Source organism: Pseudomonas sp. RHF3.3-3, from assembly GCF_048069595.1.
In the GTDB taxonomy this organism is placed as follows: Bacteria; Pseudomonadota; Gammaproteobacteria; order Pseudomonadales; family Pseudomonadaceae; genus Aquipseudomonas; species Aquipseudomonas fuscovaginae_B.
The window spans coordinates 3,131,681-3,151,652 of record NZ_CP182250.1; the positions used below are offsets into that span (position 1 = coordinate 3,131,681).

General features: G+C 63.6%; 19 protein-coding genes and 2 pseudogenes. 13 read left to right on the forward strand and 8 right to left on the reverse strand.

From position 1 onward, the window contains the following. The first annotated feature begins 98 nt into the window (after positions 1 to 98). From ACMGT0_RS14400 to ACMGT0_RS14410, 3 genes are all read left to right on the forward strand, one after another. On the forward strand, positions 99 to 995 hold the full coding sequence (locus tag ACMGT0_RS14400; protein WP_416773150.1) for a LysR family transcriptional regulator: 897 nt from the start codon (positions 99 to 101) through the stop codon (positions 993 to 995). Positions 996 to 1,074: 79 nt separating this feature from the next. After that, positions 1,075 to 1,530 (forward strand): anti-virulence regulator CigR family protein, encoded by a 456-nt coding sequence (locus ACMGT0_RS14405; RefSeq protein ID WP_054056737.1) that lies wholly within the window; start codon positions 1,075 to 1,077, stop codon positions 1,528 to 1,530. A gap of 177 nt (positions 1,531 to 1,707) precedes the next feature. Continuing rightward, positions 1,708 to 2,163: a hypothetical protein gene (locus ACMGT0_RS14410; protein WP_416773152.1), complete on the forward strand. Its 456-nt coding sequence runs from the start codon at positions 1,708 to 1,710 to the stop codon at positions 2,161 to 2,163. A 142-nt stretch (positions 2,164 to 2,305) separates the two neighbouring features. Here the strand turns inward: ACMGT0_RS14410 and ACMGT0_RS14415 are convergent, their stop codons facing one another. Beyond that, positions 2,306 to 2,533, reverse strand: coding sequence for a hypothetical protein (locus ACMGT0_RS14415; RefSeq protein ID WP_054056739.1), 228 nt, complete (start codon positions 2,531 to 2,533; stop codon positions 2,306 to 2,308). A gap of 246 nt (positions 2,534 to 2,779) precedes the next feature. Here ACMGT0_RS14415 and ACMGT0_RS14420 point away from each other — a divergent pair, with 246 nt between their 5' ends. Then, positions 2,780 to 3,427, forward strand: coding sequence for a LysE family translocator (locus ACMGT0_RS14420; RefSeq protein ID WP_416773154.1), 648 nt, complete (start codon positions 2,780 to 2,782; stop codon positions 3,425 to 3,427). On the opposite strand, the gene ACMGT0_RS14425 is transcribed toward ACMGT0_RS14420, so the two are convergent. Further along, the gene (locus ACMGT0_RS14425; RefSeq protein ID WP_416773156.1) at positions 3,424 to 4,236 is read right to left on the reverse strand and encodes an AraC family transcriptional regulator; all 813 of its coding nucleotides are present in this window, start codon (positions 4,234 to 4,236) and stop codon (positions 3,424 to 3,426) included. The genes ACMGT0_RS14420 and ACMGT0_RS14425 overlap by 4 nt on opposite strands. A 209-nt stretch (positions 4,237 to 4,445) precedes the next feature. On the opposite strand from ACMGT0_RS14425, the gene ACMGT0_RS14430 reads away from it, so the two are divergent. The 3 genes from ACMGT0_RS14430 to ACMGT0_RS14440 all read left to right on the forward strand — a co-directional run bounded on the left by ACMGT0_RS14430 (position 4,446) and on the right by ACMGT0_RS14440 (position 7,312). Beyond that, the gene (locus ACMGT0_RS14430; RefSeq protein ID WP_416773158.1) at positions 4,446 to 5,198 is read left to right on the forward strand and encodes an SIR2 family NAD-dependent protein deacylase; all 753 of its coding nucleotides are present in this window, start codon (positions 4,446 to 4,448) and stop codon (positions 5,196 to 5,198) included. A gap of 158 nt (positions 5,199 to 5,356) precedes the next feature. Further along, positions 5,357 to 6,364 (forward strand): AraC family transcriptional regulator, encoded by a 1,008-nt coding sequence (locus ACMGT0_RS14435; RefSeq protein WP_054056742.1) that lies wholly within the window; start codon positions 5,357 to 5,359, stop codon positions 6,362 to 6,364. A 117-nt stretch (positions 6,365 to 6,481) separates the two neighbouring features. Next, positions 6,482 to 7,312: an oxidoreductase gene (locus ACMGT0_RS14440; RefSeq protein ID WP_054056743.1), complete on the forward strand. Its 831-nt coding sequence runs from the start codon at positions 6,482 to 6,484 to the stop codon at positions 7,310 to 7,312. A gap of 1 nt (position 7,313) precedes the next feature. Here the strand turns inward: ACMGT0_RS14440 and ACMGT0_RS14445 are convergent, their stop codons facing one another. Continuing rightward, positions 7,314 to 7,805, reverse strand: a complete 492-nt coding sequence (locus tag ACMGT0_RS14445; RefSeq protein ID WP_416773160.1) for an Lrp/AsnC family transcriptional regulator — start codon at positions 7,803 to 7,805, stop codon at positions 7,314 to 7,316. Positions 7,806 to 7,981: 176 nt separating this feature from the next. On the opposite strand from ACMGT0_RS14445, the gene ACMGT0_RS14450 reads away from it, so the two are divergent. Next, positions 7,982 to 9,265, forward strand: coding sequence for a cystathionine gamma-synthase family protein (locus ACMGT0_RS14450; RefSeq protein WP_054056744.1), 1,284 nt, complete (start codon positions 7,982 to 7,984; stop codon positions 9,263 to 9,265). A 21-nt stretch (positions 9,266 to 9,286) separates the two neighbouring features. Here the strand turns inward: ACMGT0_RS14450 and ACMGT0_RS14455 are convergent, their stop codons facing one another. Together ACMGT0_RS14455 and ACMGT0_RS14460 are read right to left on the reverse strand one after the other, a co-directional pair. After that, a complete protein-coding gene (locus ACMGT0_RS14455) occupies positions 9,287 to 9,691 on the reverse strand; it encodes a helix-turn-helix domain-containing protein (RefSeq protein WP_054062372.1) in 405 nt (134 codons plus the stop codon). A gap of 287 nt (positions 9,692 to 9,978) precedes the next feature. Continuing rightward, the gene (locus tag ACMGT0_RS14460) at positions 9,979 to 11,544 is read right to left on the reverse strand and encodes a methyl-accepting chemotaxis protein (protein ID WP_416773163.1); all 1,566 of its coding nucleotides are present in this window, start codon (positions 11,542 to 11,544) and stop codon (positions 9,979 to 9,981) included. 250 nt (positions 11,545 to 11,794) lie between these two features. Between ACMGT0_RS14460 and ACMGT0_RS14465 the strand changes: the two genes are divergently transcribed. Together ACMGT0_RS14465 and ACMGT0_RS14470 are read left to right on the forward strand one after the other, a co-directional pair. Beyond that, entirely contained in the window at positions 11,795 to 12,904 is a 1,110-nt protein-coding gene (locus ACMGT0_RS14465; protein ID WP_416773165.1) for a pyridoxal phosphate-dependent aminotransferase, read from the forward strand. A 150-nt stretch (positions 12,905 to 13,054) separates the two neighbouring features. Next, on the forward strand, positions 13,055 to 13,303 hold the full coding sequence (locus ACMGT0_RS14470; protein ID WP_054056758.1) for a DUF1652 domain-containing protein: 249 nt from the start codon (positions 13,055 to 13,057) through the stop codon (positions 13,301 to 13,303). Between the two features lie 6 nt (positions 13,304 to 13,309). On the opposite strand, the gene ACMGT0_RS14475 is transcribed toward ACMGT0_RS14470, so the two are convergent. Continuing rightward, complete coding sequence (locus tag ACMGT0_RS14475; protein WP_054062369.1) at positions 13,310 to 14,212, reverse strand: bifunctional 5,10-methylenetetrahydrofolate dehydrogenase/5,10-methenyltetrahydrofolate cyclohydrolase; 903 nt, start codon at positions 14,210 to 14,212, stop codon at positions 13,310 to 13,312. 258 nt (positions 14,213 to 14,470) lie between these two features. Further along, complete coding sequence (locus ACMGT0_RS14480) at positions 14,471 to 15,514, reverse strand: LLM class flavin-dependent oxidoreductase (protein WP_416773167.1); 1,044 nt, start codon at positions 15,512 to 15,514, stop codon at positions 14,471 to 14,473. Between the two features lie 370 nt (positions 15,515 to 15,884). On the opposite strand from ACMGT0_RS14480, the pseudogene ACMGT0_RS14485 reads away from it, so the two are divergent. Further along, positions 15,885 to 16,769 (forward strand): annotated as a pseudogene (locus ACMGT0_RS14485) (cache domain-containing protein); the annotation flags it as partial. A gap of 306 nt (positions 16,770 to 17,075) precedes the next feature. Then, a pseudogene (locus ACMGT0_RS14490) lies at positions 17,076 to 17,675 on the forward strand (methyl-accepting chemotaxis protein); the annotation flags it as partial. 51 nt (positions 17,676 to 17,726) lie between these two features. Here ACMGT0_RS14490 and ACMGT0_RS14495 read toward each other — a convergent pair. Continuing rightward, positions 17,727 to 18,212, reverse strand: coding sequence for a flavin reductase family protein (locus tag ACMGT0_RS14495; RefSeq protein WP_054056759.1), 486 nt, complete (start codon positions 18,210 to 18,212; stop codon positions 17,727 to 17,729). A gap of 324 nt (positions 18,213 to 18,536) precedes the next feature. Between ACMGT0_RS14495 and ACMGT0_RS14500 the strand changes: the two genes are divergently transcribed. After that, positions 18,537 to 19,934, forward strand: coding sequence for a purine-cytosine permease family protein (locus ACMGT0_RS14500; RefSeq protein WP_054056750.1), 1,398 nt, complete (start codon positions 18,537 to 18,539; stop codon positions 19,932 to 19,934). The last annotated feature ends 38 nt before the right edge of the window (positions 19,935 to 19,972 follow it).

Here is a 19,972-nt window from a genome sequence, read left to right on the forward strand (position 1 = left end):
GGGAACAGGGCTGAATTGAAGCCTCTGGCGGAACGCTGCACAATGCGGAAATATCAGCACAGCCTTCGGATGATCCGAAGGCAGGAGCGAGGTGATCCATGCGTTTCGACTTGGCGGACCTGCAGTTGTTCCTGTGTGTCGTGGATGCCGGCAGCATCACCGCCGGCGCGGCCCGGGCGAATCTGGCCCTGGCCTCGGCCAGCGAGCGATTGCGCAGCATTGAAAGCGCTGCCGGCGTGGCCCTGTTGCATCGACGCCCGCGAGGAGTGGTGACCACCGAGGCGGGCGAGGTGCTGGCGCATCACGCCCGGCTGATGCTTCGGCAGCAGGAGAGGCTCAAGGGCGAACTGCAGGACTTTGCCACCGGTGTCCGGGGCACGATCCACCTGTATGCCAACACCGCCGCACTCACCGGGTTTCTGCCGAACCGCCTTGCACCGTGGCTGGCCGAGCGCCCCCGTTTACGCCTCGAACTCAGGGAGCGCACCAGTGCCGACATCGTCAGCGCGGTGGCGGCCGGATTGGTCGAGGCCGGTGTCGTCTCGGATGCCGTTGACGCGCAGGGCCTGCAGTTGCAGGCCGTGGCGAAGGATCACCTGGTGTTGATCGCGGCGGCCGGGCAGCCGTTTCCGCCAGGCAAGGACGTCACGTTCTCGCAGGTCGTGGATCTTCCCTTCGTCGGCCTGTCCCCCGGAAATGCCCTGCAGGATCACCTCAACGACCATGCCCATGCCGCGGGCAGGCCTCTCGATCTCAGGGTTCGCATGAAAACCTTCGAAGGTTTGTGCGAAATGGTTGCCCATGGCGTCGGTGTCGGGATCGTGCCCCGGGACATCGCCCGGCGTTACAAACGGCGGTACCCCCTTCGGCTGCTTGCCTTGAACGATGACTGGGCACGGCGGCAGCTCTGCCTCTGCTTTCGGCAGTGGCATGAATTGGCGGCGCCGATGCAAAGCCTGCTGGTTCATCTGGGAGGCGGGCCGCAAGCGGTTTGAGCCTCTGCTGGCACGGCGCACCGGCTTCGGGGCAGCTACATTGATAGCGGTGAGACATTTCCTTTTCAGGAGGACGACCATGCGTAACGCTCGCTTGTTGACGGCCCTGACCACCGCTCTGGTGCTGGCTGCCGGCTCCGCCTGGGCAGATCCGGGCAATGGCCAGGGAAACGGCAAGAAGTTTTCCCAGGGTTTTCAGGGCCAGGACGATCAGGGCGGTCACGGTAAAGGCAGGAAATCCGCTCATGGCGATCGGGCGCAGGGTCCCAGCATCGACCGCAATGGGGTGCTCGTCGTGCTGGGTGGATACCGTGACTACTGGAGCCCGGGGCCTGCCTTGCCGCCGGGGATTCGCAAGAACCTGGCCCGGGGCAAGCCGCTGCCACCCGGTATCGCCAGGAAGCTCGATGGTCGACTGCTGGGGCAGTTGCCGCGTTACGACGGCTATGAATGGCAACAGGCAGGGGCCGACCTGATCCTGGTTTCGATTGCCAGCGGGATCATCTATGAAGTGCTCAGTGGTGCCTTCAATTGACCCGCTCCACCGGCCATTCGCTTCGGCGGTGGCCGGTTGTCGAAGGGATCCAGGGAGAGGCGTTCTCATTCACTTTATAAAAGGCCATGAAGGCTTCCGTCTGTCGTCTTCCATTGAACGGCAACCCATTGATCGAGTCCCAGGCAGTGCAAAAGACTCACTCAACTGGAAGCCATCATGCGTTTCAAAAAAACCAACCTGATTGCCGTCATGTCCTGCTTCATGATGTTTGCAACTGCTCCGCTGCTACCGGCACAACTCTCCCTCATGACCTCCGCGTATGCCAAGGGCGGTGGCGGTGGAGGTGGCAACGGCGGTGGCGGCCACGGTGGGCATGGGGGAGAGGGCGGCGGTCACGCCGGTGCCGGGCGCTCGGCGAGCGCCGAGGGGCGAGGCCAGGCACTGGGTCACCAGAGCGATCATGTCGGCAAGGCGGTTCGGGATCATGGGGTGAGCGGCCAACATACTGGCCTGGCCCGTAACGGTTCCAAGGGACATGGCGTTGCCACTTCCGGCGTCGCCCACTCCAAGGCGACCCAGGGCCTGTCGAAGGCGACCGCCATTTCGGCCACCACGCCGGGCGATCACAATGCCAAGGGGCTGAGCAAGGCCGGCCTGTCAAAGGCCAGGTAGGGCGCGTTCGTGGGGTATAGCCTGTAGCTATAGCCGGGGAGGGGCGGCGGCGAGCGGACAACAGCATACCGTAGCCTTCGTGTCAACAAAGGCTTGTCCCGTGCCGCTGCCGGAAAACACGGATCCATTCACCTGTTTTCAGTCAGCTGCGAAACCTGGGCAATGGACGCTCGATGCTCAGCGAGGTGAGCGTCTTGCGCACCTGGGCATCCTCGGCCTCCAGCGCCTTGAGACTCGCGCGGATCTTGCCGGCCGCCGGCATGTCGCCCTGGCGGTCGATCCAGTCGGCTATCTCCTTGCAGGCACTGCTCAGGCAGGCCTGGCGCTGGTTCATCAACGACAGCAGGTTGGTGAGTTCTCGTTCGGACATGATGGGATCCTCCGTTCGACCTCATCAGTGTAGCAGCGCTCTGTCGGAACATGGCGGCAGCTTGCCTCGGCGTTTTGCCCGCCGGCCTACAGCGCCGAGCGCAACCCTGGCTCCACGAGTCAGGTCTGTGGCCGCCCTGGCCCGGGCGGTGTTGGCAGATACCTGGGCAACAGCAATTTTTTCCAATATTCCGCCGCCGCGTTCTGGCTCAATCAGCGACCTGTTTACGTTTGCCTGGGTTTGTCCGTGCAGTTCACCAGTGGTTTTCTTATCAGTCTTTCGCTTTGTCTCGACATCGGCCTGGCCAATATCGCCATGATCACCCTGGCGATGCAGCGGGGCTTTCTGCAGGGTTTCTGGCTCGGGCTGGGTACCTGCTTCGGCGACCTGATCTACGCGATCCTGGCCCTGGTCGGGATGACCGTCCTGCTCCAGTTCACCTGGGTGAAATGGAGCCTGTGGATCGGAGGATCGGCGCTGCTGATCTACTTCGCCGTGCGCATGATCATCAATGCCTGGCAGAGCCATGGCACCATGCAGAACGCGGGGCAGGTCGTGGAGCGCTCGGCGATCAAGGCGTTCCTGCGGGGAATATTCATGGCCGTCTCTTCTCCCAGCGCCATCCTCTGGTTCGCGGCGGTGGGCGGCACGCTCATCTCCCGCTCCGGTGCCGGTGGGCTGGGCAATGCATCCCTGTTTCTCGCCGGTTTTTTCGTGGCGGGCGTGTGCTGGAGCGTCGGTTTGTGCACCGCGGCCAGCCACGGCGGCAAGCTGCTGGGTGACCGCATGCTGAGGTACAGCTACATCGCCTCGGCACTGATCTTCGCCTGGTTCGCGGTGTACGTGATCGCAACGGGGTACCAGGAGTTCATCCTCGGGCAGCCTGTCGCCTAACGCCGTGGGCCCTTGCGTGGCATTCGCGGGCTGTCCCTGTAAGCGTCCGAGTAGGCCTGGGGAGAGACGCCCATCACCTTGCGAAAGGCGTTGATGAAGTGGCTCTGGTCGTAGAAGCCCAGTTCGGTGGCGACGTCCAGCACGCTGGCCCGATCACGTAGCCGCCGGCGCGACTCGATCAGCCGCAGTTGCATCTGGTATTGCAGGGGCGCCAGTCCGATCTGCTTCTTGAAACATCGCACCAGGTGGTATTTGCTCAGACCCACGGCTGCGGCCAGGTCATCCAGATCGGCCTTGCGGGTCAGGCAGTCACGCAGGTACTCGACGGCCCGCGAGACGGCGGCGTGCTGTTCGCCGAACCGCGTATTGCGGGGTTCCAGCCATTGGCAGAGCAGGCACAGGAAGGCTTCCTCCCGCTGCCTGCGATGAGCGGCCGGTGTCCGAGCGAAGTCGAGCAGGGCCTGGTGCAGGTCGGGGTGACTGAAAACGCCCTGCTCAAAGGTGCTGCTGGCCAGGTTGTTGTCCCTGACCACGCGGGAAATACCCTCAGGGTCCAGATGCAGGCTCACATACTCGACCCCGGTCGGACAAAACTCCGAGGCCTGCATGGCCAGCGGGTTGTACAGGGTGATCTCGCCGGGCCTGGCGGTCAGCGTCCGGCCATCGAGCCAGATGTGTTCGGTGCCCTTGAGGTTCGTGCCCAGCACATACTCATCATGGGTATGGCGGGGGAAGCTCGCGGCATCGGCACGCACCCATGAGGCTTCGATCAACGTGCCAACTTGCCAGTCGTCGGTGACAAGGGGCATGAGTCACGTCCTCCTGGTCAGCGCATCAGGCTGTGGCGGGGTTAGCGGCTGGGGATCGGGCAGGAACGTCATGCTGCCATTGTGCCAGAGCGCAGTCCTGGCGGCGATAAACTCCGGGGTGAATCGTCAGGCAATCGTGGCTTTTGGCGAGGCCTTTGGCTCGCAGGCGGGTACACTGGCCAGATCGATTACGCAGACAGGAACAGGTGATGATCGAGTTTGAGGAGCAACGCTTGCGTGATGCACGCCATGTGGTGGTATTCACCGGTGCGGGCGTTTCGGCGGAGAGTGGCATCCCGACATTTCGCGACGCCTTGACCGGTTTATGGAGCCGCTTCGACCCGGCGGCCCTGGCCACCGCCGAAGCCTTTCGCAACGATCCTGCGCTGGTCTGGGGATGGTATGAGTGGCGACGCTCGAAGGTCCTCGCCGCCAGCCCCAACCCCGCCCATCTGGCTATTGCCGAACTCGCCAGACGGGTCCCCCGGCTGACGGTCATCACCCAGAATGTCGATGATCTGCATGAGCGTGCGGGGTCTCGGGACGTCATTCACTTGCACGGCAGCCTCCATTCGCCGCGCTGCTTTGCGTGCACGCGGCCGTATCAGGGCGTCAGTGGGCCACTGGCTGAACCTGAGGAGGGGCGCAGGATCGAGCCGCCACGCTGCCACAAATGCAATGGCAAGATCCGCCCCGGTGTGGTCTGGTTCGGCGAGTCGCTGCCGGCACAGGCCTGGCGTGACGCACTGGCGGCGGCCGGCGATTGCGATCTGCTGTTTTCAATCGGCACTTCGGGCGTGGTGCAGCCTGCGGCGCAGATCCCCCAGGTCGCCAGGAAACAGGGCGCGGTCGTCGTGCATGTCAACCTGCAGCCGGAGTCGGTCGAAGGGGAAAACGAGTTCGCCCTTGTCGGCCAGGCGGCAGACATTCTGCCGCGGCTGCTTGCCCGGATGGACGCATAGCCAGGAGATATTGCCATTGGCAAAGGCATGAGGCCGTGGCGCCACTTGAATAGGTCGTGGCGCGTTTTGCATGAATGGAAAATGCGCCATCTCTCTATACTGGGGCATGCTTGAAAGGGCGGCATGTCGCCACCCAGGACCCACGACAGGGACTGACGATGCAGAACAAAACCTTTGGGCTGGACATCGGCTGGCAGGTCCTGCTCAGGGACTTTGGCCTGCAACCCGTTCATGTCCTGCGTCGGGCCGGTCTCCCCGACGACCTGTTTTCCCGGGCAGGGCCCGGGCTCAGCACAGAAGAGTATTTCCGTTTCTGGAGTGCTCTGGAGGCGGAATCGGGTGATCTGATGTTTCCCCTGCGCCTGGTCGAAACCGTGTCGGCGGAGACCTTCAGTCCACCGTTGTTCGCGGCCCTGTGCAGCGCCAATCTCATGCAGGCCGTACAGCGCCTGGCCAAGTACAAGCAACTGGTGGCTCCCATGAGCCTTGAGGTGGTCGTGGGGGAGGCGGGGGAGTTGACGCTATCGCCTCGCTGGCTGTTGGCGCAGAGCGCGGTGCCGTATTCGTTGCAGGTGGCCGAGGTGGCATTCTTCCTGCACCTGGCCCGTCTCGCTACCCGCGAACCGATCAGGGTGCTGCGGGTCGCTCTTCCCAAGTCGCCCCCCGGCGCTTATGCGCGGCGTTACGAGCACTTCTTCGGTGCGCCCGTGCAGTACGCGGAATGTCCCGCTGTCACTTTTGACGCAGCGGATGTGCTGCGTCCATTCCTCACCGTCAACGAAGGCATGTGGCGGGTATTCGAGCCCGATCTGCGCCGACGACTCAGCGAACTCGATGCCACGGCGACGACGGTGGCGCGTGTGCGGGCGGTGTTGCTGGAACTGCTGCCAGGCAACGCCGCCACCATCGAGAAAACCGCCGAGCGCCTGGGCTTGAGCAAACGCACGCTGCAGCGCCGTCTCGAGGACGAAGGGGAAAACTTTCGTGCCCTGGTCAATGCCACGAGGGAGAGCCTGGCCCGGCACTACCTGGGCAGTACCACGATGTCCGGAGGGGAGATTGCCTTCCTGCTCGGCTTCGAGGATCCCAATTCCTTCTACCGCGCCTTCCAGGACTGGACCGGGCAGACGCCCGAGCGCGTCCGCCATGCCATGCGCCTGAATTGAGCGACAGGACAACTCGTTCAGCGTTGGCGCGAACTGTCGGCCTCCTGGCACCGATGGCAAGTGAGCTGCCTGGCGGTATCCGGATAATGGGTTCCATCCAGACAAGCGAGGTTCGACATGTTCACCCACACAAAGAAAACCGCCTTGGTCACCGGCGCTTCGTCGGGCATGGGCAAGGCCATTGCCAGGAAACTGATCGAGGAGGGTTATCAGGTCTACGTCGCTGCGCGCAGTGTCGAGAAGATGGCCGATCTGGCCCGGTTGGGCGCTCAGGTCCTGCGCATGGATGTTTCCTGCGACGGGCAGATCGTTGCCGGCGTTGAAACCATCCTCGCCCAGACCGGCGGCGTGGAGGTGCTGGTCAACAATGCCGGCTTCGGTTTGTACGGGCCGGTGGAGGAAATCGGCATCGACGAGGCCCGCTACCAGTTCGAGGTGAATGTCTTCGGCGCGGCGCGCCTGACGCAGTTGCTGCTGCCCTCGATGCGTGCCAGGGGCTCAGGCTACATTGTCAACATCACTTCGATGGGCGGCAAGATGTACAGCGCCCTGGGGGCCTGGTATCACGCCACCAAGCATGCCCTGGAGGGCTGGTCGGACTGTCTGCGCCTGGAAGTCGCCGAGTTCGGCATCAAGGTCGTGATCGTCGAGCCCGGCGTTATCGAAACGGGCTTCGGCGAGGGCGCCAGCCAGAGCCTGGTCAAGCGTTCGGCCGAGGGGCCCTATGGACGGCTGGTGCAGGTGGTCGCCAGGCTGATCGGACAGACCTACGGCCAGGGTACGGCCAGTGATCCGGGCGTGATCGCGGACGTTGTCTCCCGGGCCGTCGCCAGCCGCAATCCACGCACGCGCTACGCGGCCGGCAAGTTCGCCAGGCTGCTGATTGGCCTGCGGGTATGGCTGGGTGATCGTCTGTTCGACCGGATCATTCTCAGCCAGGCCCGCTGAGTCACGCCTGGCGAACGCTGATCCTGTTGGACGCCTTCACTTCGCGCAACGAGAAGCTCGACTGCATCTCCTTGACGCCGGGGATGGTGCGCAGGCGGTTGAGGGCAAACGCCGAGAAGCTTTCCAGGTCATCGGCCAGCACCTGCAGCAGGTAGTCGTGCTGCCCGGAAATGTTGTGGCAGGCGGTGACCTCGGGCATTTGCCGGACCCGCTCTTCAAAGACCCGGCAGGTGGCTTCGGTATGGTTGTCCAGGAGGATGCTGACGAAGGCGACGACACCCAGGCCCATGAGGTGCCTGTCCAGGATGGCCTGGTAGCCCCTGATTGCACCGATCGACTCCAGGCGCTTGAGGCGTTTCCAGCAGGGCGAGGGCGAAAGGGAAACGCGCTCCGCCAGTTCGGCGTTGCTGAGTCGACCATCGTCCTGGAGGATCTTCAGGATTTTCAGGTCTGTGTCGTCCAGTTCGATCTTCGCAGTTCTTGTTTTCATCATTCTGACTTTTTATGGAAGAATATTTCCCATACTAGGTTTTTCGTGATGGAAATGGAAAGAATCTTTTTGTGGGCAGTGGATACACTGGATGGGTTCACCACCCGCTCGGTTCGTCGTGTCTCGCGTGGCTGAGACGAGGTGCGTGGGCTCTATTTCAGTTCAGGGAAGACTCACGAATGTCCTACTCCAGCTACCACAAGAAGAAAATTGCCGATCACGAGCTGCACCCGGAAACGCTGATGATGTCGTACGGCTACGACCCGTTTCTGTCCGAGGGCGCCGTCAAGCCGCCGGTCTTTCTGACTTCCACGTTTGCCTTCCGTACCGCTGAAGACGGTGCGCAGTTCTTCGATATCGTTTCCGGCCGCAAGCCGCTGCCCGAGGGGGAGGCCGCCGGGCTGGTGTACAGCCGTTTCAACCATCCGAACCTGGAAATGGTCGAGGACCGCCTGGCGGTGCTGGATGGCGCGCAGGCGGCCGCGGTGACCTCCAGCGGCATGGCCGCCATTGCCGCGGTGCTGCTCGCCTTCCTGCGGCCAGGAGACCAGATCGTGCAGTCGGCACCGCTGTATGGCGGTACCGAAACCCTGATCGCCAAGATCCTGCCCGAGTGGGGCATCGGTTCCCACGGCATCGACAACGGCCTGTCGCGCGAATCGATCCGTGAGGCACTGGAGGCCGCCGCGCGCCATGGCGCTGCGCGAATCTGCTACATCGAGACGCCGGCGAACCCGACCAACACCCTGGTGGACTTCGAGGCGATCCGGACGGAGGTCGATGATTTCACGGCCCGGCATGGCTACCGTCCGTTGATCGTGTGCGACAACACGCTGCTGGGGCCGATCTTCCAGCAGCCGATCCGCCATGGCGCCGACCTGTGCGTCTACTCGTTGACCAAGTACGTCGGTGGGCACAGCGACCTGGTCGCCGGCGGCATCACCGGCAGCAGGGAACTGATCGCCAAGGTGCGGGCGATCCGCAGCGCCTTCGGTTCGCAGTTGGACCCGCATTCCTCGTGGATGATTTCGCGCTCCATGGAAACCCTGGTGCTGCGCATGAAGCAGGCGGCTCGCAGCGGCAGCGCCATTGCCCACTGGCTGGCGAACAACCCCTATCAGAAGATCAAGGTGCTGCATCCGGAACTGATTGACGATTCGCGTTATCAGGCGGTGTACGAGCGCCAGTGCAGCGGGCCGGGCTCCACCTTCTCGTTCATCCTCGACGGTGGCCGCGAGCGGGCGTTCAAGTTCATCAATGCGCTGACCCTGTTCAAGTCCGCCGTGAGCCTGGGGGGCACCGAGTCGCTCATCTGCCATCCGGCCTCGACCACCCAGTCCGGCGTGCCCGCGCAACTGCGTGCCAAGGCCGGTGTGTCCGAGGGACTGATCCGTGTTTCGATCGGGTTGGAGCACGAGGCGGATCTGATTGCCGACCTCGAAAACGCCCTGCGCAACAGCTGAGGCAAACGCAAGGTTCCAGGGCTACTCGGCAAAGCAGAACTCGGTTTGCCGAATGGCCTGGGATGAATCGCGCAGGCGGGGCTGGGCACGACGCGGCGGTACCCGTGGTTCCTCGCTGAACGGAATCTGCAGTTCCTTGAGCACCCCCGACTGCGCCAGCTCGGCGGCTTCGCGTTCCAGGCGGCCGAGCAGCACCTGGATCGGTTCACCGGTCTGCGCGCCAAGCGTGACAGCCATCAGCGTCAGCGGGCTGACGTTCAGCGGGACGCTCAGTGCGCTGATCATCTCCAGGGTCGGGCAGCATTGCCCACGTTCCAACTTCGAGATGTACGTCCGGCTGCTGACTTCGGCGAGTTTTTTCTGGGAGAGTCCACGGGTGGCGCGCATGGCCTTGAGCACAGCGGCAAAGGTTGCTTTGAGCGACATAAAACGTTCCTGAGAGAGCGGCATTTCTGTGTCAGTCAGATGAGGATCAACGTGCCAGAGCTGACGCGGCCAGGCTCTGTACAAAATGGATCTGCGCTGGCCCAGGCTGCGTTGAAAACCGGCTCGCCATGCTCGTTGACTCCAGTCAACTGGGCTTGCTCGCCGGTTTTTGCCTTGCCTGGCCCTCGCTCGAAAACATTTCGTACAGACCGCTGACACAGCGGCGTGCATGATCGCTTCAGCCCTGGCGCTGAGTTTCGGCGTTGACCGACCATTGTGCAACCAGGCTATCGATTGAATCGTTCGACCAGGGAGTATTGCGTGGAAGCGGTCCTGGTCAGGTCCTTGCTCAGTTCCGTGGAGAGGATGGCCTGCTCCGAGGACTGATCGGCCAGCTGGGCGATCGTGCTGATATTGCGGCTGATCTCGTCGGCGACCGCCGTCTGCTCTTCCGTGGCGGTGGCAATCTGCGAGGTCATGTCGGTGATATGGGCGACGGCTTCGCTGATCCCCACCAGCGCCTTGTCCGCCTCGAGCACCCAGGCCACGCCTTCCTCGGCCTGGCGATTGCCGTTCTCCATGGTCTGCACGGCATTGCTGGATGAGGTCTGCAGCTTGGTGATCAGTTCGTGGATCTGGTTGGTGGATTGCGAGGTGCGCTGGGCCAGTTGTCGAACCTCGTCGGCCACCACGGCAAAGCCGCGGCCCATGTCGCCGGCGCGGGCCGCCTCGATGGCGGCGTTCAGAGCCAGCAGGTTGGTCTGGTCGGCAATGCCCTTGATCACGTCGACCACGGTGCCGATCTCGTCGCTGTCCCTGGCCAACTGCGCCACGGTCATGCCGGTTTCGCCGACCACCGCCGAAAGGCGCTCGATGGCCTGGCGTGTGTCGCGGGCCACATCGCGACCGTGGCGGGTGAGCTGGTTGGCCTGCTGGGTGGCATCGGCGGTGCGCTGGACATGACTGGCCACTTCCTGGGTGGTCGTGGCCATCTGGTTGACCGCGGCCGACACCTGCTCGGTTTCCAGGCGCTGGCGCTCAAGGCCCTTGGAGCTGTCGGTGGCCAGCAGGTCGGACTGCCCGGCCAGTTCGCTGACCTGCTCGGCGGTGTCCTGCAGGCGGGTGAGACAGGTCTTCAGGCGCGAATCCTGGCTGACCAGGGCGGTTTCCAGGCGCGCCTGGTGGCCTCGCGCATCGCTGTACATCTTCGCCAGCAGTGCATCGCTGGTCGAGGGCTCGACCAGTTGCAGCAGACGCTGCAGACCTTGCCGTTGCCAACGTGAGGACAGCAGCGCGATCGGCACGGAGAGGCCCACGGTCACGGCGATCGCCAGCGGTGCGCTGAGGAACAGGCCGCTCACGGCGGCCGCCAGGCCCAGTCCCAGGTAGGGCAGGTAGTCGAGCAGCAGCGGCAGCCAGGTATCCTGGCGCGGCACGGCGGTCTTGCCCTGGCTGATACGCCGGTACAACGACTCGGCACGACGGACCTGTTCGGCCGTCGGCTTGACCCTGACCGATTCGTAGCCCACCACCTGGCTGCCTTCGAAGATCGGCGTCACGTAGGCGTTGACCCAGTAGTGATCGCCAGCCTTGGAGCGGTTCTTGACGATGCCCATCCAGGGCCGCCCCTGCTTGAGGGCACCCCACATATGGGCGAATACCGCTGGAGGGACATCGGGGTGGCGGACGATATTCTGGGGTGCGCCGATCAGGTCGGCCCGATCGAAACCGCTGATTTCCACGAACGCGTCATTACAGTAGGTGATCACGCCTCGGGCGTCTGTCGTCGAGATAAGCTTTTGTTGCGGGGCAAGCGAGACTTCACGCTGTGTAACAGGCTGGTTGTTTCTCATTCCGACTGCTCCTGTCTTCCATACAAAGCTATCTGCCGACTCTATGAAAAGAATTAGGCTGATGCGGATAAAAACTCTAGCCCAATCGTGCGGGCGTGCCGGGGAGGCAGGTTGGAATGGTTCGAATATGCCACTATTTGTAGAATGACCGATACCCGATTGCCGATAAATCGTACTTTTCCCGTTTCGTCCCTTTGATAACAAGTGGCCTGGAGGCCATCCAGCCTGGAGATCAAGGGAGATCGGGTAAATGGTGGATGTAACACGTCGTTCGGTGGTGGGGTTGATGGCAGCACTGCCGTTGTTGAGTGGTTCGGCAAGGGCATTTTCGGCGGCCTTGCCCGCCGCTTCGAAGGCTTCGTCCAGCGAGGTCCGTCTCGACTTCAACGAGAACCCCTGGGGGCCCTCGGCGGCGGCTCGGCGGGCCATGGAGCAGGGCGTCGCCCTGTCCGGACGCTACCCTTACCGGTTCCAGTACCAGCTGGTTGACCTGCTGGCGCGGCAACTGTCGGTGCCCGCAGAACACATCGAGATCTACGCCGGCTCCAAGGTCGCCCTGCAGCAGGCGGTCATGGCCTTTACCGGTGGCAGCCGCAGCCTGGTGCTGGCGACACCCACCTACGAGGCACCGGCTCTGGCCGCCAGGGCACAGGGAGCGGCCGTGCATGAGATCGACCTCGATGCCCGGCATGCCCATGACATCGGCGCCATGCTCGCGGCGGATGCCAACCTGGGCGCGATCTATATCTGCAACCCGAACAACCCGACCGGCACCCTCACGCCGATGGTGCAGATCGAGCGGGCCCTCAGGGAAAAGCCTGCCGGTGCGCTGGTGGTGGTCGACGAGGCCTATATCCACTACTGCGATGCCCCCAGTTGCGTACCGCTGGTCAAGGACCATCCCGATCTGCTGGTGCTGCGTACCTTCTCCAAGATCTACGGTATGGCGGGGGCGCGACTGGGCTATGCCGTCGGCCAGCCGGCGCTGCTGGAAAAGCTGAACGTGCTGGGCGAGCAGAATGTCGCCGCCGCTTCGTCGTTGCTGGGTGGCATCGCCAGCCTGGAAGACCGTGCGCTGCTGCCGGAGCGCCGGCAGGCCAACGCCCGTATCCGCAGTGAGAACATGGCCTGGTTCCGCGACCGCGGCTTCACCTGCACCGATGCCCAGGGCAATTTCTTCATGGTCGACCTGCGTCGCCCGGCCAGTGACGTGGCCCAGGCCCTGGCGCAGCACGGAGTACGGGTGGCGCGAACCTGGGAAAACTGGCCGACCTGGATGCGCGTCACCGTCGGCAAGGAAGAGGAAATGGCCCGCCTGCGCAAGGCGTTCGCCCTGGTGGCACTGCCGGCCAAGCACTGATTCGGGGTTGATAGCGTGACGGGGTTCACATTTCCTTAAAGTGGTGAGCCAGGAACGGTTCCAGACCGTCACGCCGCAGGCACTTTGCGGCAGGTGGTCTACGCTGGTTCGGCAAGAGCTGCCTCGAGCTCGCCTTCAGGGATGACCGCCATGCTTCCAGAACGTGAACTGTGCCAGATCATTGAGTCCGGTTTTCTCCCGTTGTCCTGCACCTGCACCGCCAACGGCAGCGGTGCGCTGATGATCAAGATCTTCGACCCGGTGTCCGGACGCGTGGACCTTCAGCTCAATGGTGTCGCCATCAGCAGTTTCACCAGCATCAGGTCGGTCGCCAACTTCATCGGCGAACTGCGCACCGAGATGCAGGCTGGGCGCCGGGCCTTTGCCGGCGCCCTCTAGGCGCGATCAGCCCGCTACTGCGGCGAGGGGGCGGCGGGCGCCTTGCAGGTGGGTGGCGATCACGGTGTTCTTCAGCAGGTAGGCAATGGTCATCGGCCCGACGCCGCCCGGCACCGGCGTAATCGCGCTGGCCACCGTGCGCGCGCTGGCATAGTCGACATCTCCGACCAGCCGCGCACCCGCTTCGGTTTCAATGCGGTTGATCCCCACATCGATCACCACGGCGCCTGGCTTGAGCCAACTGGCGTCGACCAGCTGCGGCCGCCCGACCGCGACCACCACGATATCGGCCAGGCGGCACAGGGCGGCGGCGTCGACGCTGCGCGAGTGGATCACGCTGACCGAGCAGTGGGCCTGCAGCAGCAGGGTGGCCATCGGCTTGCCGACGATGTTCGAACGGCCGATGACCACCGCGTGCAAGCCACTGATGTCACCGCAGGTTTCCTGCAGCAGGCGCAGGCAGCCGCTCGGTGTGCAGGGCGTCAGCACTTCGGCACCCTGCACCAGGGCGCCGACGTTTTCCCGATGAAAGCCGTCCACGTCCTTGATCGGGTCGATGGCGTGGATCACCGCCTGTTCCTCGATGTGCGCCGGTAGCGGCAATTGCACCAGGATGCCGTTGACGGTCGGGTCGGCGTTGAGTTCGGCAATCAGGTGCAGGACCTCGGCCTGGCTGGCGCTGGCCGGCAGGCGATGCTCCAGGGAGCGGATACCGGCTTCCCCGGCACGCAGCAGCTTGTTGCGCACGTAGACATGACTGGCCGGGTCGTCGCCGACCAGCAGCACTGCGAGGGACGGCACGACACCTTGCCCGGCCAGGGCCGCGACATCCTCGCGGACTTCTTCGAGTACCCGGGCGGCAATGGCCTTGCCGTCGATATCGCGGGCGAGGGGAAGGGGATTGCTCATGGAATGCGTCACCGTCGTCTGTAGCCAAAAGATCGCCAGCGCCTCGGGGCAAGGCCCGGGGCGCTGGCGGAGTGACGGGAATATAGCACCTGCGCAGCGGCCGGCGGTGTGACATAGCGCAGCAGCCTGGCCGGAAAATCACACCCCTGTGACGAGAGAAACTCCTCTGGGGGAGCGGGCTTGCCCGCGAAGCTTCTGGCGCACTCGAGAGCGCCTTCGCTGGCAAGCCGGCTCCCGCAAGGGGGGCTATGGAGGACTTCAGCGGAACGCCGGCACCACGTGCTGGATGAACAGCTCCAGGGACTTCTTCTTCTCGGCATGCGACAGGCTGTTGTCAGACCAGAAGCTGAACTCGTCGACCCCCAGTTCCTGGTAGTAGCGCAGGCGGCAGATGATCTCCTCCGGCGTGCCGATCATGGTGTTGCGGCGGATGTTCTCCAGTTCGAACTCCGGGCGCTCGGCGAACTTTTCTTCCGGGCTCGGGGCGAGGAACCCGTTCTGCGGCACCTGCTTGTTGCCGAACCAGGCATCGAAGGTGCGGTAGAACCGGTTGATCGCCGTGGCGCCGACTTTCCAGCCTTGCGGATCGTCCTTGGCGTGCACGTGGGTGTGGCGCAGCACCATCAGTTGCGGCCGTGGCACGCCGGGGTTGTTGTCCAGCGCGGTCTGGAACTTGTTCCTCAGGTCCAGCACTTCCTCGTCGCCCTTCATCAGCGGCGTGACCATGACATTGCAACCGTTGGCCACGGCGAAGTTGTGCGAGTCCGGGTCGCGGGCGGCGATCCACATCGGCGGGTTGGGCTGCTGGACCGGCTTGGGCACGCTGGTGGAGGTCGGGAACTTCCAGATCTCGCCATCGTGGGCGTAGTCGCCTTGCCACAGGGCACGGACCACCGGGACCATCTCCCGCAGGGCCAGGCCTCCGGAGGAGGCCGGCATGCCACCGGCCATGCGGTCGAATTCGACCTGGTAGGCGCCACGGGCCAGGCCGACTTCCATCCGGCCGTTGCTGATCACATCCAGCAGGGCGCATTCGCCGGCGACCCGCAGCGGGTGCCAGAACGGCGCGATGATGGTGCCGGCGCCCAGGCGGATGGTGGTGGTACGGGCCGCGAGGTAGGCCAGCAGCGGCATCGGGCTGGGCGAGATGGTGTATTCCATCGCGTGATGCTCGCCGATCCACACGGTGCTGAAACCACCGGCTTCGGCCATCAGCGTCAGTTCGGTGAGGTCTTCGAACAGTTGGCGGTGGCTGACGCTTTCGTCCCAGCGTTCCATGTGCACGAACAGGGAAAATTTCATGACGCTTACCTCGGGTCTCTTGTAGTTGGCCGGTCGACTGCGGGCCTGTTGCCTGGATGGCGCGCGGGGCGCTGCCGGATATGTTCAAGCGGGTTCGAGTCGGCCAGAGAAACTGGCTCATCGATAGGTTATTGGTATACCATAATATGGGATGTCTGCAAAAGTTTTCTCACCGACGATTCGCACTCACCTGACAAGGAACGCGTCCTACCCGATGAACATAAAACAAAAACTGATCCTGGCATTCGCCGCAATTGCCGCCTTGCCTGTCATCCTCGTGGCAGTCCTGATCATCATCAACCTGCGCAACGAGGCCCGCGAGGCGTTCCTGGACAGCAGTGGCCGGGAAATCCGCCAGGTCGAGAACGCCATGCAGCTGTTTTTCGAGGGCATCACCCAGAACGTCGAGTTCCTCGCCGAAGCCCCTCAACTGCACAATGTGGATGGCCAGCTCAAACGCTATCTGGATGCCGAGGCACCGAAAGTCGCCATGGGCGAGCAGGACCAGCAGGTGTTCCGGCTGTTCGCGCAATTGGCCAAGAGCCATCCGGCCTACAGCTATCTGTCCCTCGGTACCCGTGAGGGCGGCTATGTGTTCTGGCCGGGCGATCCCAATCTCGCCAACTATGACCCGCGTAGCCGTCCCTGGTACCAGGCGGCCATGGCCCAACCGGGCAAGACCCTGCGCACCGGTGCCTACTACTGGGCTGCGGATAACGTGGTGCTGGTCAGCACGGTGCGCAGTTTCGCCAATCGCCTGGGCGAGCAGGGCGGGGTGGTCAACATCGACGTTTCGCTCAAGCAACTGACCGACCTGGTCAAGCAGATCCGCCTGGGGGACAGTGGCTACCTGATGCTCACCGAAGGCAGCGACAAGGTCCTGGTGGACCCGCAACAGCCCGAGCACAACTTCAAGAACCTCAGCCAACTGGGCGATGGCTACGCGGCCCTGGCCAAGGCCGGCAAGGGGCTGGTCGAGGTCGAACTGGCCGGCGAGCGCTACATGGCCAACGTCCAGCCTTCCGAGGCCCTGGGCTGGCGCTTCGTCGGCCTGGTGCGCGAAAGCGAGGTGATGGCCGGCGTCACACGCCTGACCTGGATCATCGCCGCCATCGCGGTCGTCTGCGCCGTGCTGTTCGCCTTTGCCGGGGCGTTTTTCGCCGGCCTGATCGTGCGGCCGATCCGTGGGGTGGCCAATGGCCTGGAGGGCATCGCCCAGGGCGAGGGTGACCTGACTGCACGGCTGCAGGTGCGCGGGCGCGATGAAACCGCGCAGCTGGCGGGCTGGTTCAACCAGTTCCTGGAAGCGATCCGCAGCCTGATCCAGCGTATCGGCGAGGCGGCGGTGCAGATCCACAGCACCTCCGGCAGCACCACCGAGGTGTCCCGGGAAATGGCCGAGGTCGCCGCGCGCCAGCGCGAGGCGGTGGACATGGTCTCGACCGCCTTCCATGAAATGGTCGCCACCTCCAATGAGGTCGCGCGCTCCTGCAACCAGGCCGCCGACTCGGCGGACAACGGCCAGCGCCAGGCCCACAGCGGGCAGAAGCAGATCGAGACGGCGGTGAACAAGGTCGACCGGCTGAGCCAGGAGATCGGCCTGTCGGCCGAGGCCATGCAGCAACTGGCGCAGGACAGCAATGACATCCAGTCGATTCTCGGCACCATCCGCTCGATTGCCGAGCAGACCAACCTGCTGGCGCTCAACGCGGCGATCGAAGCCGCCCGTGCCGGTGAGCAGGGTCGCGGTTTTGCCGTGGTCGCCGACGAGGTGCGGGCGCTGGCCAAGCGCACGGCCGACTCCACCGGTGAGATCGATGAGCTGCTCGGCACCCTGGCCCGTCGTACCCACCAAATGGGCCAGCAGATGCACGCCAGCCTGGAGGTGTCCCAGGAAACCGTGGTGTCGATCAATGAGGCGCGGGCCAGTTTCGAGCTGATCCGTGAGTCGGTGGACGTCATCCGCGACATGAACACCCAGATCGCCACGGCGGCCGAAGAGCAGCACCAGGTGGCCGAGGACATCAACCGGCACATCAGCCAGATTCATGGCGATGCGCAGTTGGTGGCGGATCTGGCGGACTCGACCAGTCAGGATGCGCAGAACCTGACGCACCTGTCCGAGACCCTGAATCAGTGGGTCCGGCGCTTCCGGACCTGAGGCGGGGGACGCGGCGGTGCCCACGGGCACTGCCGCAGCGAGGCCGGTCGATCAGGCCACGGCGGGCAGAGAGCCCATCTTGCCGTGGCAATACACCAGCGGGCCGCAGTCACGTTGCGGCACGATCAGGTTCTTCACCGCGCCGACCATGATCGCATGGTCGCCACCCTCATATTCACGCCACAGCTCGCACTCGATGATCGCCGTGGCGTTGCCCAGCAGCGGGTTGCCCAGCTCGCTCAGGCTCCACTCGATGCCCTGCGCCTTGTCCTTGCCCTTGCGGGCGAAGGCATAGGCCTCCTTCTGCTGGGCTTCGGACAGCACGTGGATGGCGAAACGCTTGCTCCTGATCAGGTGCGGGTACGAGTCGGAGCTGTAGTTGGGGCAGAACAGCACCAGCGCCGGTTCCATCGACAGCGAACTGAAGGCGCTGGCGGTCAGGCCGACGATCTGGCCGTCGTCGTCCAGGGTGGTGATCACGGTGACACCGGACGGGAACGAGCCCATGACTTGCTTGTAGAGGGTTGCGTCGATCATTGGAGAAACCTCGGCCGCCGCCAGCGGCATTTTTTGTTGAATTATTGTCTGATGGTATACCGTAATTCTGTCTTTGCAAGGGCTTTTTCAGGAGGCCGACAAACGTTTAATCATTGACGAAATCCCAATGTTTACGGGGCTTTCAGTTGATTCTACCGGGTTTTTTCGGAGTAGAATTGCGGATCAGATGCCGTCAGGAAATGCGGATCAGTCTTGTGGATTTTTTGGAATACCATAATATGGTGTTCATTGGGTGGTGCCGCAGAGCACCCCCTGGTTTGGCTTCGTACAAAGATAAGAACAGACAGAACCGAGTTCATGACTATGTCCCAGCAAGATCCGTTGATCGAACAGCATACGGTCGACTACGTGCCGTTGGCCGAGCGCCATGGCCAGGCGCGTGACCTGTTTACCCTGTGGTTCAGTACCAATATCGCGCCCCTGCCGATCGTCACCGGGGCGATGGTGGTGCAGGTGTTCCACCTCAACCTGTTCTGGGGGTTGGTCGCCATCGCCCTCGGGCACCTGGTCGGCGGCCTGGTGATCGCCCTGGCATCGGCCCAGGGGCCCAGGATGGGCATTCCGCAGATGGTCCAGAGCCGCGGCCAGTTCGGCCGTTACGGTGCGCTGCTGATCGTGTTCTTCGCGGCGATCATCTACATCGGCTTCTTCATTTCCAATATCGTCCTGGCGGGCAAGTCGATCACCGGGATCGTGCCGTCTATGCCGATGTCGGCCAGCCTGCTGATCGGTGCCCTGGGCGCCACCGCCATCGGCGTGATCGGCTACCGCTTCATCCACAGCCTGAACCGCCTGGGTACCTGGGTCATGGGCGGCGCCTTGCTGGCCGGGTTCATCTACATCTTCGCCCACGACCTGCCGGCGGACTTCTTCAGCCGGGGCGGTTTCAACCTGTCCGGCTGGGTGGCCACGGTATCGCTGGGGGTGATCTGGCAGATCAGCTTCTCGCCCTATGTCTCCGACTACTCACGCTACCTGCCGGTCGACATCGGCATCAGCCGGCCGTTCTGGGCGACCTACCTGGGCGCGTCCCTGGGGACCATCCTGTCGTTCTCCTTTGGCGCGGTGGCGGCACTGGCCACGCCCGAGGGCACCGAGGCGATGCTGGCGGTCAAACAGGCCACCGGCTGGCTGGGGCCGATCCTGATGGTGCTGTTCCTGCTCAACATCATCAGCCACAACGCCCTCAACCTGTATGGCGCGGTGCTGTCGATCGTCACCTCGATCCAGACCTTCGCCGGGCACTGGACGCCGAGCATCAAGGTACGGGTGCTGTTGTCCGGGGTGATCCTGGCGGGTTGCTGCCTGGTGGCGCTGGGCGCTTCGGCGGACTTTATCTCGCACTTCATCGGCCTGATCCTGGCGCTGCTGCTGGTGCTGGTGCCGTGGGCTTCGATCAATCTGATCGACTTCTACCTCATCAAGCGCGGGGTGTACGACATTGCCTCGATTTTCAGTGCGGATGGGGGGATCTACGGGCGCTTCAATCTGCATGCGATCGTGGCGTATTTCATCGGGATTCTGGTGCAGTTGCCGTTTGCCAATACGTCGCTGTATGTCGGGCCCTATGCCAATCTGGTCGAGGGGGCGGATCTGTCGTGGCTGGTCGGGTTGGTGGTGACTTGTCCGCTGTACTACTGCCTGGCGACGCGGACTCGCCAGGAGCGGGTCGGGGTGGGGCGGTTGGGGGTTGCCGACTGACCTCCACGCAGCCTGCCGGGAACGGGGCCGAAGATCAA